This window comes from Streptomyces sp. MNU76 (genome assembly GCF_020982545.1).
Classification (GTDB): domain Bacteria; phylum Actinomycetota; class Actinomycetes; order Streptomycetales; family Streptomycetaceae; genus Streptomyces.
The window spans coordinates 518,105-532,269 of sequence record NZ_JAJKLK010000019.1; the positions used below are offsets into that span (position 1 = coordinate 518,105).

The window sequence follows — 14,165 nt, forward strand, 5'->3', positions numbered from 1 at the left end:
AAAGTCTGGCACGGGCATCCGGAATTGGGCAGGCCCTCCGGAGAACCAACGAGCCCCGCCCGGCGTCGCTGTATCGGGAGGGCCGGCCGGGGCCCACGGGGGTGGTTCCGGCCGGCCCTCACCCGTGCGGGCGGGCCCGACGGCGTGGCGCGTCGAGCCGCCCCGAAGAGACGACGAGCAGATGATCGGATACAGTCCGCCGCGTGTCCGCTAATCAACACCCACCCGCCAACTCCGCGCCGGACTCGCACTGTTCGAGCTGCGGAGCGCCCTACGGAGAGGGCGTTTCCGGCTGGCCCCGCACCTGCGAGGCCTGCCACTCAGTGGCCTACCGCAATCCGCTCCCCGTCGCGGTGGCCCTCCAGCCCGTGTACGACACCCAGGGCACCGCCCTCGTGGTGATCACACGGACCATCGCCCCCGCGCGCGGGGGCACCGCCCTGCCCGGCGGCTTCATCGACCACCGAGAGGACTGGCGCCACGCCGTCGCCCGCGAACTCAAGGAGGAGACGGGCATCTGCGTGGCCGACCGCGACGTACGCCTCGCCGACGCCATGAGCTCGCCCGCCGGTCATCTCCTGCTCTTCGGGCTCCTCCCGGAGCGCCCGGCGGCCGGCCTCCCGGCGTCCGTCGCCACCGACGAGACGGAGGGCTGGCACCTGCTGCGCAGACCCACCGAACTCGCCTTCCCCCTGCACACCCTGGCCGTCCAGGCGTTCTTCGACGGCCGCTACATCTGAGCCGAAACCACGCCTGAGCCACCACCGGGCTCACCCATGGTCGAGCCCGCGCACCTTCACGGGATACGCGGGCTCGACCGGACCCTCGTCCCCCTCCCGCTCCACGACCAGCCGCGGCCCCTCCCAACGCGCCGTGTACCGCTCGACCTCCGGCTCGTCCCAGCCGTCCCCGCGTCCGGCACCACGAGCCCGCCCCGTCCGCCCGCGCACGGGTGCCCACACCTCCAGCTCCAGGCCGCCGTCGGCGCCCGGACCGGAACCACGGCACCCGCGCGCGAGTACCGGGACACGCGACAGCGGCGCGTCCAGCAGCACCTGCCCCGGCCCTGGTACGCCCGCCCCGTCGCCGTGTCGTACCAACGGCCCCGCGGCAGCCGCACCGCACGCCGCTCCACATCCGGCTCCAGCACCGGCGCCACCAGCAGAGCGTCCCCCAGGAGAAAGGCGTCCTCACAGTCGCGCAGCGCCCGGTCCTCCGGCGCGCCCCACCACAACGGACGCACATACGGTGCCCCCGTACGACGCGCCAGATGGGCCAGCGTCATGAAGTAGGGCGACAGCCGCCGCCGCTCGACGAGCGCCACGCGCGCGTGCTCGACGATCTCGTCCCCGAACTCCCACGGCTCGCGCCGCCCCGCCCGCAGACTCGCGTGCGTGCGGAACAGCGGCAGATACGCGCCCAGCTGGAACCACCGCAGATACAGCTCCGGCGAGGGACTCCCGTCGAACCCGCCCACGTCCGGCCCCGAGTACGGCACCCCGCACAGCCCCAGCCCCAGCACCAGCGCGAGCGACGCCCGCAGCCCCGGCCAGCCCGTCGCCACGTCCCCGACCACGTCCCGCCGTAACGCTGCATCCCGGCCCACCCGGAACGCGAGAAGACGAACGGCCGCTCCTCGGGCACCAGCTCACGCAGTCCCTCGTACCCCGCGCGGGCCATGCAGAGCGCGTACACGTTGTGCGCCTCGCGATGATCACCGCCCCGGCCCTCCAGATCGTGCCGGGCCGACCGGGGCAGCGTGTTCTCCCCGAACGCCGTGAACGACGTCGGCTCGTTCATGTCGTGCCAGAACCCCGCGAAGCCCTGCGCCAGCCGCTCTCCGTAGAGACCACCCCACCACGCGCGCGTACGCGCGCGCGTGAAGTCCGGGAAGACCGAATCCCCGGGCCACACGAGCCCCTCCGCGACCTTCCCGGTGGCGTCGCGCACGAAGGCGTCCTCGGCCGTCCCGCTGTCGTACACCGCATCGCCCGGCCGCGCACCGACCGCCGCGTCCACGATCGACACCAACCGGATCCCCTCCCGCCGCAACTCCTCGGCGAGCACCGGCAGTTTCGGGAAGTTCTCCGCGTCGACCGTGAAGGCCTGGTGGGCGTCGAAGTGGTCGATGTCCAGATGGACCGCGTCGAGCGGCAGCCCGTGCTCCTGGTAGCCCGCGACGATCCGCCGCACCTCCTGCTCGCTCCCGAAGCCCCACCGCGCGTGATGATGGCCCAACGCCCACGCCGGCGGCAGCGCCGGAGCCCCGGTCAGCGCGGCCCAGGCGTGCAGCACGCGCGCGGGCGTACCGACTATGACCCAGCAGCGCAGGGGCCCGCCGTCCATCCGCAGCTCGGACGTCCCAGCCCGGTCGTGCCCGGACCCGGCGCCCTCCTCGCCCTCCCGCAGCGTCACCGTGCCGTCCCAGGTGGTGTCGTGGAACACCAGATGCGTGGCCGCGTCCGCCACCACCATCTGCACCGGCATCGTGATGTACAGCGGGTCGTCGCCCGGAGCGAACGGACGACCGGGGTCCGTGTTCCACAGCCGATACGTTCCGCCCCGCAGCCGGGGACCCGACGCCCGTCCGCCCAGCCCGAAGAACCGCGCGTCGGCCGCCACCTCCGACCGCTGCACCCACCGCGCCTCAGCTCCACCCACCGGCTCCCACCACCGGGGCGGCAGATCACGCCGCAGGACCACTCCACCGGGCGTACGCACCTCCACGGCGCCCAGCCGCGACACCACGACCGTGACGCGCTCGGCCACGACCCGCCAGGCGCCGTCCTTGTCCGGCTCCAGCACGGCCCGCGGATCCGGCTCCGGGCACCGGCCCGCCAGCGCGTACGACGGCTCGGGACCGGCCCCGTCCCAGCCCCAGAAGACCGCGCCGTGCACATCGACGGTGACCCGCAGCTCGGACCTGCTGAACCGTACGACCCCGCCGCCGGGCCCCGGCTCCACACCCACCACCGGCCCCGGCACCCTGGCACGCTCGGCACCCCGCGCCGGCAGAGCGGCCGCGTCGGCACGCCTCCTGCGCCATGCGGCCCGCACGGTGCGCAGCCCTTGCGCCACCCCCGCCGAACCGATCGTTTTCACCGAACGCACCAGGTCACGACCGTTCATGACGCTCACCATGCCATCCACCGGACGATTCGTGTGAACCGTTCAACTGCCGTTCACCCACCGTGCCGCCACATGTTCACGTAGCCGTCCGGCAGCGGCTCACCCTGGTGCGGAAGTCGATCACATGGCATCGTCCGTGTCAGCCGCGTCACGCGCACACCCCTGCCCGTGCGCGCCCGACGCACACCACGCGCACAGCCCCGGGAGCCACCCCATGACCTCAGCGAACCCCTCGCCGCTCTGGCAACCCGACGCGGACCGCATCGCCCGGGCCCGGATCACCGCATTCCAGCCCTGGGCGGCCGAACACCACGGAGCCCCCGCCGAAGGCGGATACCCGGCCCTGCACCGCTGGTCCGTCGACGAACTCGAAACTTTCTGGACAGCCGTCACCGAATGGTTCGACGTACGGTTCTCCACCCCCTACACGCGCGTGCTCGGCGACCGCACCATGCCCGGCGCCCCATGGTTCCCCGGAGCCACCCTCAACTACGCCGAACACGCACTCCGCGCGGCCGACGCCCGCGCCGACGAACCGGCCCTGCTCCACGTCGACGAGACCCACGAACCGCGCCCCGTGAGCTGGGCGGAGCTGCGCCGTCAGGTCGGCTCCCTCGCCGCCGAACTGCGCGCCCTCGGCGTACGCCCGGGTGACCGCGTCAGCGGCTACCTCCCGAACATCCCGCAGGCCGTCGTCGCCCTCCTCGCCACGGCCGCCGTGGGCGGCGTCTGGACCTCCTGCGCACCGGACTTCGGCGCCCGCAGCGTCCTCGACCGCTTCCAGCAGGTCGAGCCCGTCGTCCTGTTCACCGTCGACGGCTACCGCTACGGCGGCAAGGAACACGACCGCCGCGACATCGTCGCCGAACTCCGCCGCGAACTGCCCACCCTGCGCGCTGTGGTCCACATCCCCGTCCTCGGCACCGACGCCCCCGAGGGCGCTCTGGAATGGTCCGCCCTGACCTCCGCGGACGTGGCACCCACCTTCGAACAGGTCCCGTTCGACCACCCCTTGTGGGTGCTCTACTCCTCCGGCACCACCGGCCTGCCCAAAGCCCTCGTCCAGTCCCAGGGCGGCATCCTCGTCGAACACCTCAAACAACTCGGCCTGCACTGCGACCTCGGCCCCGAGGACCGCTTCTTCTGGTACACCTCCACCGGCTGGATGATGTGGAACTTCCTCGTCTCAGGCCTCCTCACCGGTACCACCGTCGTCCTGTACGACGGCAGCCCCGGGTACCCCGACACAGGCGCCCAGTGGAGCGTCGCCGAACGCACCGGCGCCACCCTCTTCGGCACCTCCGCCGCCTACGTGATGGCCTGCGCCAAGGCCGGCGTCCACCCCGGCCGCGACTACGACCTCTCCCGCGTCCAGTGCGTCGGCACCACCGGCTCCCCGCTCCCGCCCGACGGCTTCCGCTGGCTCCACGACGAGGTCCGCGAGGATCTCTGGATCGCCTCCGTCAGCGGCGGCACCGACGTGTGTTCCTGCTTCGCGGGGGCCGTCCCCACCCTCCCCGTCCACATCGGCGAACTCCAGGCCCCCTGCCTCGGCACCGACCTGCAGTCCTGGGACCCCAGCGGCAAACCCCTCGTCGACGAGGTCGGCGAACTCGTCGTCACCAACCCCATGCCGTCCATGCCGATCCACTTCTGGAACGACCCCGACGGCACCCGCTACCACGACAGCTACTTCGACACCTACCCCGGCGTCTGGCGCCACGGCGACTGGATCACCCTCACCTCCCGGGGCTCCGTCGTGATCCACGGCCGCTCCGACTCCACCCTCAACCGCCAGGGCGTCCGCATGGGGTCGGCCGACATCTACGAGGCCGTCGAACGCCTCCCCGAGATCAAGGAGTCCCTCGTCGTCGGCATCGAACAGCCCGACGGCGGCTACTGGATGCCCCTCTTCGTCCAACTCGCCCCGGGGGCAACCCTCGACGAGGCCCTCCTCACCCGCATCAAACGCACCATCCGCGAACAGCTCTCACCCCGCCACGTTCCCGACGAGGTCATCGAAGTCCCCGGCGTCCCGCACACCCTCACCGGCAAACGCATCGAGGTCCCCGTCAAACGTCTCCTCCAGGGCACCCCACTGGAAAAGGCGGTCAACCCCGGCTCCATCGACAACCTCGACCTCCTGCACTTCTACGAGGACCTGGCCCGCCGACGCCCCTGACCCCACCCGCGACCGCGTTGTCAGTGCCCTCGATTACTGTGAGTGAGCATTGATCGACCGTTCGCACAGGGGGAAGACATGGCACACACCAGCCACCAGAGCATGCGCCGCGTCCTGCGCCGCGAGATCGCGGGCACCATCGGCCTGCTGGCCGACGAACACGACTTCACCGCGATGCGCCGCTACCGCAGCTTCGCCTTCGACGATCACACGACCTACCTCCGACAGGTGGAAGCCCTGCTCCGGACCCTCTCCGCGCAGGGCAACCACACCACGGTCGCCCTCTTCGACCCCGAGGAGTACGCCGAGTTCTGCGCCGACACCGGCCTCGAACCCGACACCCCCTCCAGCCGCACCCGCTTCACCGCGGAGCTGGCCGCGACGGGCGCCGCCGTCCCGTACGAAGGACAGCCCCTCGCCGAGCTCGTCCCCGACCTCATCGACGAAGCCGTCCGTCTCGCCACCTGGGAGTACGCCACCACTCGCCTCGCCCAGATCGGCGACTGCGCCTCCTGCGGCGAGGACATCGGACGCGCGGCCTTCTCCCGCGCCATGCACCTGCTCAAGCGCATCCTCGACACCGCGGGCCCGGGCGAACGCCACCTGGTCTGCAGCGTCTCGGCCGAACCCCAGGCACTGGCCGCCGTCCTCCACGTCGACCAGAGCACCGAAGGAGCCACCCGGCTCGACGAGGCCGAAGTCCTGGAGTTCGCCACCGTCCTCGCCCTCGGCCTCGCCACCCGGAGCCCCGGCGGACTCGTCATGCGCACCACCGCCCCGGACCGGACCGACCGCGTCTACGGCTGGCGCCTGCGCGGCGACGACCTCGCACCACTCACCGCGGGAGAGGTCTTCGACGCCTACTGCACCGACATGGAATCCGGAGACCTCGTCTCCCCGGAGTCCGGCGTCGACTACTGCACCCCACCCGAGCTCGGCGACGACCTCGGTGGGGGAGGCCCGACCTCGCACGGCCACGCCCACTGAACGGTCGAGGGGCGCCCCACCCAAGGTGGAGCGCCCCTCGACGCCGGCCGGACCCTCCCGGGCTACTCGCCCGACAGCACCGCCTGCGCGGCGCCACGCGCCTCCTCGGCCGTGTCCGCCGCCCGCGCGGCGGCAGCCGCCCGTTCGCACTGCGCCAGCGTGTACTTCGCCAAGGTCGCCCGCACATACGGAATCGACGCCGCACCCATGGACAGGGAGGTGACACCCAGACCGGTCAGCACACACGCGAGCAGCGGATCCGACGCCGCCTCGCCGCAGACGCCACAGCTCTTGCCCTCGGCCTTCGCCGCCTCGGCGGACAGCGCGACGAGGTCGAGCAGCGCCGGCTGCCACGGGTCCTGGAGCCGGGACACCGCCCCCACCTGCCGGTCGGCCGCGAACGTGTACTGCGCGAGGTCGTTCGTCCCCAGCGAGAGGAACTCCACCTCCCGCAGGATCGACCGTGCCCGCAGCGCCGCCGACGGAATCTCCACCATGGCACCGAACTTGGCCCGCAGCCCCGCCTCGCGACACGCGTCGGCGAACGCCTTGGCGTCCGTGCGGTCCGCGACCATCGGCGCCATGACCTCGAGATGGACCGGCAGCCCCTCGGCGGCCTTCGCGAGCGCCGTCAACTGCGTCCGCAACACCTCGGGATGATCGAGGAGCGTCCGAAGACCACGCACACCGAGCGCCGGGTTCGGCTCGTCGGCCGGGGTGAGGAACTCCAGCGGCTTGTCGGCGCCGGCGTCCAGCACCCGCACGACCACACGCCCCTCGGGGAAGGCCTCCAGCACCTTGCGATATGCCTCGACCTGCTTCTCCTCGGACGGCGCCGCCTTGCTGTCGTCCAGGAAGAGGAACTCGGTCCGGAACAGCCCGACCCCCTCGGCCCCGGCCTCCACAGCCGCCGGCACATCAGCGGGGCCGCCCACGTTGGCCAGCAACGGAACCCGATGGCCGTCGGAGGTCGCGCCGGGCCCGCTCGACGCGGCCAGCGCGGCCTTCCGCGCCGCCGCGGCGGCCTCCAGCTCGGCCTTCTTCTCCGCACTCGGGTTCACGAAGATCTCACCGGTACTGCCGTCCACGGCGATCATTGTGCCCTCGGCGAGCTCCCCGGCCCCCGGCAGCGCCACCACGGCCGGCACCCCGAGCGCCCGCGCCAGGATCGCACTGTGACTGGTCGGCCCGCCCTCCTCGGTGACGAAACCGAGGACGAGCGTCGGGTCGAGCAGCGCCGTGTCCGCGGGCGCGAGGTCACGGGCGATGAGGACGTACGGCTCGTCGCTGTCCGGTACCCCTGGCATCGGAACCCCGAGGAGCCGGGCGACGATACGATTCCGCACATCGTCGAGGTCCGCCACGCGACCCGCGAGGTACTCGCCGGCCGCGGCCAGCAGCGCCCGGTACGCGGCGAAGGCGTCGTAGACACCACGCTCCGCCGTGCTCCCCACGGCGATACGTCGCTCCACATCTGCCATCAGCTCCGGGTCCTGGGCCATCAGCGCCTGGGCCTCCAGGACGGCCTGGGCCTCGCCACCGGCCAGATTGCCGCGCGCGATCAGATCGGCGGCCACGGCGTCCACGGCCTTACGGGCTCGACCCTGCTCGCGCTCCGCGTCCTCCGCCGGAATCTGCTTGGCGGGCGGCTCCAGCACCGCCGTTCCCATGTGCCGAACCTCGCCGATCGCCACACCGTGGCTCACACCGACGCCTCGCAGCGTTGTCTCCATCTCACCTGTCTCCGTTAGTGCGACGGTTCCCGCCGCCGCGGTGGTTGTGGAACTCGGGGTCCGGTACGGCCTCCGGCATCACCGCCAGCCGAAGAGCGTGTCGCCGGCCTTCACCTCGCCGTCCTCGCGGAGCTCGGTGAGGGAGTCGGCCGTGGCCTCCAGAGCTACCACGGGGCAGACCGGCGACTTGCCCGCGGCCTCCACGGCGGCGGGGTTCCAGCGCACCACGGCCTGACCCTGCCGTACGGTGTCGCCCTTGTTCACGAGCAGCTCGAACCCTTCACCGTTGAGCTGCACGGTGTCGATCCCGAGATGCGTCAGCACGCCGTGCCCCTCGCCGTCCACCACGACGAACGCGTGCGGGTGCAGGGAGACGATGACCCCGTCGACGGGAGCGACGGCCTCTCCTGCCTCACGCTCGGGGTCGATCGCCGTGCCGGGGCCGACCATCGCCCCCGAGAACACGGGATCCGGTACGGCGGCCAGTCCGATGGCGCGTCCTGCGAGAGGGGACGTCACGGTGGTCATGGGAAGCCTCCCAGGTGGAGATCTATGAGGACACCGTCCCCGCTTGTCCCGGGACAGTGCACTGAGCAGCAGGGTAGTCAGTTGAAGTACCCGTTCCGCACGATAGCTTCGCATGAGAGGTCTAGACCAGCCCTCGAAGCGATTTGCACGGGCTCCGCGGCCCGTTGTAGAGTCGTAGACCTGCCTCGGGGCGAGCGGCGCTTTGTGTCCGACCTCGGCAGCATCGAACTCGATCAGATAGTTCAGATCCTATCCCGGGATCATTTTCTGCATGTCTGCAGGATGGTGGTCAGGGGGCCGGAAAAACACTGATAGAGTTTGGAATACCGAAGGGAAGCGCCCGGAGGAAAGCCCAGGAAATTACTTGGGTGAGTACAAAGGAAGCGTCCGTTCCTTGAGAACTCAACAGCGTGCCAAAAATCAACGCCAGATATGTTGATACCCCGTTCCTAGCCGATTCCGGTTGGGGCGAGGTTCCTTTGAAACAAACACAGCGAGGATGCTGTGAACCATCGGACTATTCCTCCGGTGGTTCCGCTCTCGTGTGTGTGCACCGGATTACCGGTAAACATTCACGGAGAGTTTGATCCTGGCTCAGGACGAACGCTGGCGGCGTGCTTAACACATGCAAGTCGAACGATGAACCACTTCGGTGGGGATTAGTGGCGAACGGGTGAGTAACACGTGGGCAATCTGCCCTTCACTCTGGGACAAGCCCTGGAAACGGGGTCTAATACCGGATACAACCACTAGGGGCATCTCTTGGTGGTGGAAAGCTCCGGCGGTGAAGGATGAGCCCGCGGCCTATCAGCTTGTTGGTGAGGTAACGGCTCACCAAGGCGACGACGGGTAGCCAGGCCTGAGAGGGCGACCGGCCACACTGGGACTGAGACACGGCCCAGACTCCTACGGGAGGCAGCAGTGGGGAATATTGCACAATGGGCGAAAGCCTGATGCAGCGACGCCGCGTGAGGGATGACGGCCTTCGGGTTGTAAACCTCTTTCAGCAGGGAAGAAGCGAAAGTGACGGTACCTGCAGAAGAAGCGCCGGCTAACTACGTGCCAGCAGCCGCGGTAATACGTAGGGCGCGAGCGTTGTCCGGAATTATTGGGCGTAAAGAGCTCGTAGGCGGTCTGTCGCGTCGGATGTGAAAGCCCGGGGCTTAACCCCGGGTCTGCATTCGATACGGGCAGACTAGAGTGTGGTAGGGGAGATCGGAATTCCTGGTGTAGCGGTGAAATGCGCAGATATCAGGAGGAACACCGGTGGCGAAGGCGGATCTCTGGGCCATTACTGACGCTGAGGAGCGAAAGCGTGGGGAGCGAACAGGATTAGATACCCTGGTAGTCCACGCCGTAAACGGTGGGAACTAGGTGTTGGCGACATTCCACGTCGTCGGTGCCGCAGCTAACGCATTAAGTTCCCCGCCTGGGGAGTACGGCCGCAAGGCTAAAACTCAAAGGAATTGACGGGGGCCCGCACAAGCAGCGGAGCATGTGGCTTAATTCGACGCAACGCGAAGAACCTTACCAAGGCTTGACATACACCGGAAAGCCGTAGAGATACGGCCCCCCTTGTGGTCGGTGTACAGGTGGTGCATGGCTGTCGTCAGCTCGTGTCGTGAGATGTTGGGTTAAGTCCCGCAACGAGCGCAACCCTTGTTCTGTGTTGCCAGCATGCCCTTCGGGGTGATGGGGACTCACAGGAGACTGCCGGGGTCAACTCGGAGGAAGGTGGGGACGACGTCAAGTCATCATGCCCCTTATGTCTTGGGCTGCACACGTGCTACAATGGCAGGTACAATGAGCTGCGAAGCCGTGAGGCGGAGCGAATCTCAAAAAGCCTGTCTCAGTTCGGATTGGGGTCTGCAACTCGACCCCATGAAGTCGGAGTTGCTAGTAATCGCAGATCAGCAGTGCTGCGGTGAATACGTTCCCGGGCCTTGTACACACCGCCCGTCACGTCACGAAAGTCGGTAACACCCGAAGCCGGTGGCCCAACCCGTAAGGGAGGGAGCTGTCGAAGGTGGGACTGGCGATTGGGACGAAGTCGTAACAAGGTAGCCGTACCGGAAGGTGCGGCTGGATCACCTCCTTTCTAAGGAGCATCTAGCTGCCGCAAGGCAGCCAGGGCCACAACGTCGGCGAACGTCCGACGGTGGTTGCTCATGGGTGGAACGTTGATTATTCGGCCGGTTTCACGGGCCGGAGGCTGTTAGTACTGCTCGCAAGAGCGTGGAAAACATGATCTCCGGACGGAATCTGGTCGGGCACGCTGTTGGGTGTCTGAGGGCACGGCCGTATGGCTGCCTTCAGTGCCGGCCCCAGTGCACTCGAATCTACTGGTTCGGGGTGATGGGTGGTTGGTCGTTGTTTGAGAACTGCACAGTGGACGCGAGCATCTGTGGCCAAGTTTTTAAGGGCGCACGGTGGATGCCTTGGCACCAGGAACCGATGAAGGACGTGGGAGGCCACGATAGTCCCCGGGGAGTCGTCAACCAGGCTTTGATCCGGGGGTTTCCGAATGGGGAAACCCGGCAGTCGTCATGGGCTGTCACCCGCTGCTGAACACATAGGCAGTGTGGAGGGAACGCGGGGAAGTGAAACATCTCAGTACCCGCAGGAAGAGAAAACAACCGTGATTCCGGGAGTAGTGGCGAGCGAAACTGGATGAGGCCAAACCGTATGCGTGTGAGACCCGGCAGGGGTTGCGTATACGGGGTTGTGGGATCTCTCTTCTGTTGTCTGCCGGCAACAGGACGAGTCAGAAACCGTATGGATAGGCGAAGGACATGCGAAAGGTCCGGCGTAGAGGGTAAGACCCCCGTAGCTGAAATCTGTACGGCTCGTTTGAGAGACACCCAAGTAGCACGGGGCCCGAGAAATCCCGTGTGAATCTGGCGGGACCACCCGCTAAGCCTAAATATTCCCTGGTGACCGATAGCGGATAGTACCGTGAGGGAATGGTGAAAAGTACCGCGGGAGCGGAGTGAAATAGTACCTGAAACCGTGTGCCTACAAGCCGTGGGAGCGTCGGAACGAGGTTTGCCTTGTTCTCGTGACTGCGTGCCTTTTGAAGAATGAGCCTGCGAGTTTGCGGTGTGTTGCGAGGTTAACCCGGGTGGGGTAGCCGTAGCGAAAGCGAGTCCGAACAGGGCGATTCAGTAGCACGCTCAAGACCCGAAGCGGAGTGATCTAGCCATGGGCAGGTTGAAGCGGAGGTAAGACTTCGTGGAGGACCGAACCCACCAGGGTTGAAAACCTGGGGGATGACCTGTGGTTAGGGGTGAAAGGCCAATCAAACTCCGTGATAGCTGGTTCTCCCCGAAATGCATTTAGGTGCAGCGTCGTGTGTTTCTTGCCGGAGGTAGAGCACTGGATAGGCGATGGGCCCTACCGGGTTACTGACCTTAGCCAAACTCCGAATGCCGGTAAGTGAGAGCGCGGCAGTGAGACTGTGGGGGATAAGCTCCATGGTCGAGAGGGAAACAGCCCAGAGCATCGACTAAGGCCCCTAAGCGTACGCTAAGTGGGAAAGGATGTGGAGTCGCAGAGACAACCAGGAGGTTGGCTTAGAAGCAGCCACCCTTGAAAGAGTGCGTAATAGCTCACTGGTCTAGTGATTCCGCGCCGACAATGTAGCGGGGCTCAAGCGTACCGCCGAAGTCGTGTCATTCCAGCATGAGGGCCAACGCCCGCTGGGATGGGTAGGGGAGCGTCGTGTGCCGGGTGAAGCAGCCGCGGAAGCGAGTTGTGGACGGTTCACGAGTGAGAATGCAGGCATGAGTAGCGATACAAACGTGAGAAACGTTTGCGCCGATTGACCAAGGGTTCCTGGGTCAAGCTGATCTGCCCAGGGTAAGTCGGGACCTAAGGCGAGGCCGACAGGCGTAGTCGATGGATAACCGGTTGATATTCCGGTACCCGCTGTGAAGCGTCAAACATTGAACCAGGCGATGCTAAGTCCGTGAAGCCGTCCCGGATCCTTCGGGTGAAGGGGAGTGGTGGAGCCGACGAACCAGACTTGCAGTAGGTGAGTGATGGGGTGACGCAGGAAGGTAGTCCATCCCGGGCGGTGGTTGTCCCGGGGTAAGGGTGTAGGACGGTGTGCAGGTAAATCCGCACATCATTAAGTCTGAGACCTGATGCCGAGCCGATTGTGGTGAAGTGGATGATCCTATGCTGTCGAGAAAAGCCTCTAGCGAGTTTCATGGCGGCCCGTACCCTAAACCGACTCAGGTGGTCTGGTAGAGAATACCGAGGCGTTCGGGTGAACTATGGTTAAGGAACTCGGCAAAATGCCCCCGTAACTTCGGGAGAAGGGGGGCCACGCCTGGTGATCCGATTTACTCGGTGAGCTGGGGGTGGCCGCAGAGACCAGCGAGAAGCGACTGTTTACTAAAAACACAGGTCCGTGCGAAGCCGTAAGGCGATGTATACGGACTGACGCCTGCCCGGTGCTGGAACGTTAAGGGGACCGGTTAGTCATTCTTCGGGGTGGCGAAGCTGAGAACTTAAGCGCCAGTAAACGGCGGTGGTAACTATAACCATCCTAAGGTAGCGAAATTCCTTGTCGGGTAAGTTCCGACCTGCACGAATGGCGTAACGACTTCTCGACTGTCTCAACCATAGGCCCGGTGAAATTGCACTACGAGTAAAGATGCTCGTTTCGCGCAGCAGGACGGAAAGACCCCGGGGACCTTTACTACAGTTTGATATTGGTGTTCGGTTCGGCTTGTGTAGGATAGCTGGGAGACTGTGAAGCTCGGACGCCAGTTCGGGTGGAGTCGTCGTTGAAATACCAGTCTGGTCGTGCTGGATGTCTAACCCGGGTCCGTGATCCGGATCGGGGACAGTGTCTGATGGGTAGTTTAACTGGGGCGGTTGCCTCCCAAAGGGTAACGGAGGCGCCCAAAGGTTCCCTCAGCCTGGTTGGCAATCAGGTGGTGAGTGTAAGTGCACAAGGGAGCTTGACTGTGAGACCGACGGGTCGAGCAGGGACGAAAGTCGGGACTAGTGATCCGGCGGTGGCTTGTGGAAGCGCCGTCGCTCAACGGATAAAAGGTACCCCGGGGATAACAGGCTGATCTTCCCCAAGAGTCCATATCGACGGGATGGTTTGGCACCTCGATGTCGGCTCGTCGCATCCTGGGGCTGGAGTCGGTCCCAAGGGTTGGGCTGTTCGCCCATTAAAGCGGTACGCGAGCTGGGTTTAGAACGTCGTGAGACAGTTCGGTCCCTATCCGCTGTGCGCGTAGGAGTCTTGAGAAGGGCTGTCCCTAGTACGAGAGGACCGGGACGGACGAACCTCTGGTGTGCCAGTTGTTCTGCCAAGGGCATGGCTGGTTGGCTACGTTCGGGAGGGATAACCGCTGAAAGCATCTAAGCGGGAAGCCTGCTTCGAGATGAGGACTCCCACCCCCATGAGGGGTTAAGGCTCCCAGTAGACGACTGGGTTGATAGGCCAGATATGGAAGCCTGGTAACGGGTGGAGTTGACTGGTACTAATAGGCCGAGGGCTTGTCCTCAGTTGCTCGCGTCCACTGTGTTGGTTCTGAAACCACGAACAACCCCATTTCTCATGGTCACGAGGGATGGTGCGGTAT

At 66.3% G+C, this 14,165-nt stretch carries 6 protein-coding genes, 2 rRNA genes and 1 pseudogene; 5 read left to right on the forward strand and 4 right to left on the reverse strand.

What is annotated here, in order from left to right; genetic code table 11:
- The first annotated feature begins 203 nt into the window (after positions 1 to 203).
- Positions 204 to 740, forward strand: a complete 537-nt coding sequence (locus E4N62_RS28775; protein WP_184896542.1) for an NUDIX domain-containing protein — start codon at positions 204 to 206, stop codon at positions 738 to 740.
- 30 nt (positions 741 to 770) lie between these two features.
- On the opposite strand, the gene E4N62_RS49715 is transcribed toward E4N62_RS28775, so the two are convergent.
- Together E4N62_RS49715 and E4N62_RS28780 are read right to left on the reverse strand one after the other, a co-directional pair.
- Positions 771 to 1,055, reverse strand: a complete 285-nt coding sequence (locus tag E4N62_RS49715) for a hypothetical protein (RefSeq protein ID WP_374117077.1) — start codon at positions 1,053 to 1,055, stop codon at positions 771 to 773.
- Between the two features lie 2 nt (positions 1,056 to 1,057).
- Positions 1,058 to 3,141: pseudogene (locus E4N62_RS28780) on the reverse strand (TIM-barrel domain-containing protein); the annotation flags it as partial.
- 202 nt (positions 3,142 to 3,343) lie between these two features.
- Here E4N62_RS28780 and E4N62_RS28785 point away from each other — a divergent pair.
- Together E4N62_RS28785 and E4N62_RS28790 are read left to right on the forward strand one after the other, a co-directional pair.
- Positions 3,344 to 5,311 (forward strand): acetoacetate--CoA ligase, encoded by a 1,968-nt coding sequence (locus E4N62_RS28785; protein WP_230219332.1) that lies wholly within the window; start codon positions 3,344 to 3,346, stop codon positions 5,309 to 5,311.
- Between the two features lie 78 nt (positions 5,312 to 5,389).
- A complete protein-coding gene (locus E4N62_RS28790) occupies positions 5,390 to 6,298 on the forward strand; it encodes a hypothetical protein (protein WP_230219333.1) in 909 nt (302 codons plus the stop codon).
- A 62-nt stretch (positions 6,299 to 6,360) separates the two neighbouring features.
- On the opposite strand, the gene ptsP is transcribed toward E4N62_RS28790, so the two are convergent.
- Positions 6,361 to 8,031: a phosphoenolpyruvate--protein phosphotransferase gene (gene ptsP, locus E4N62_RS28795; protein ID WP_230219335.1), complete on the reverse strand. Its 1,671-nt coding sequence runs from the start codon at positions 8,029 to 8,031 to the stop codon at positions 6,361 to 6,363.
- Between the two features lie 78 nt (positions 8,032 to 8,109).
- On the reverse strand, positions 8,110 to 8,559 hold the full coding sequence (locus E4N62_RS28800) for a PTS glucose transporter subunit IIA (protein WP_230219339.1): 450 nt from the start codon (positions 8,557 to 8,559) through the stop codon (positions 8,110 to 8,112).
- Between the two features lie 571 nt (positions 8,560 to 9,130).
- On the opposite strand from E4N62_RS28800, the gene E4N62_RS28805 reads away from it, so the two are divergent.
- Positions 9,131 to 10,657 (forward strand): 16S ribosomal RNA (locus E4N62_RS28805).
- A 308-nt stretch (positions 10,658 to 10,965) separates the two neighbouring features.
- Positions 10,966 to 14,087 (forward strand): 23S ribosomal RNA (locus tag E4N62_RS28810).
- Together the 16S and 23S rRNA genes form the textbook arrangement of a ribosomal RNA operon.
- The last annotated feature ends 78 nt before the right edge of the window (positions 14,088 to 14,165 follow it).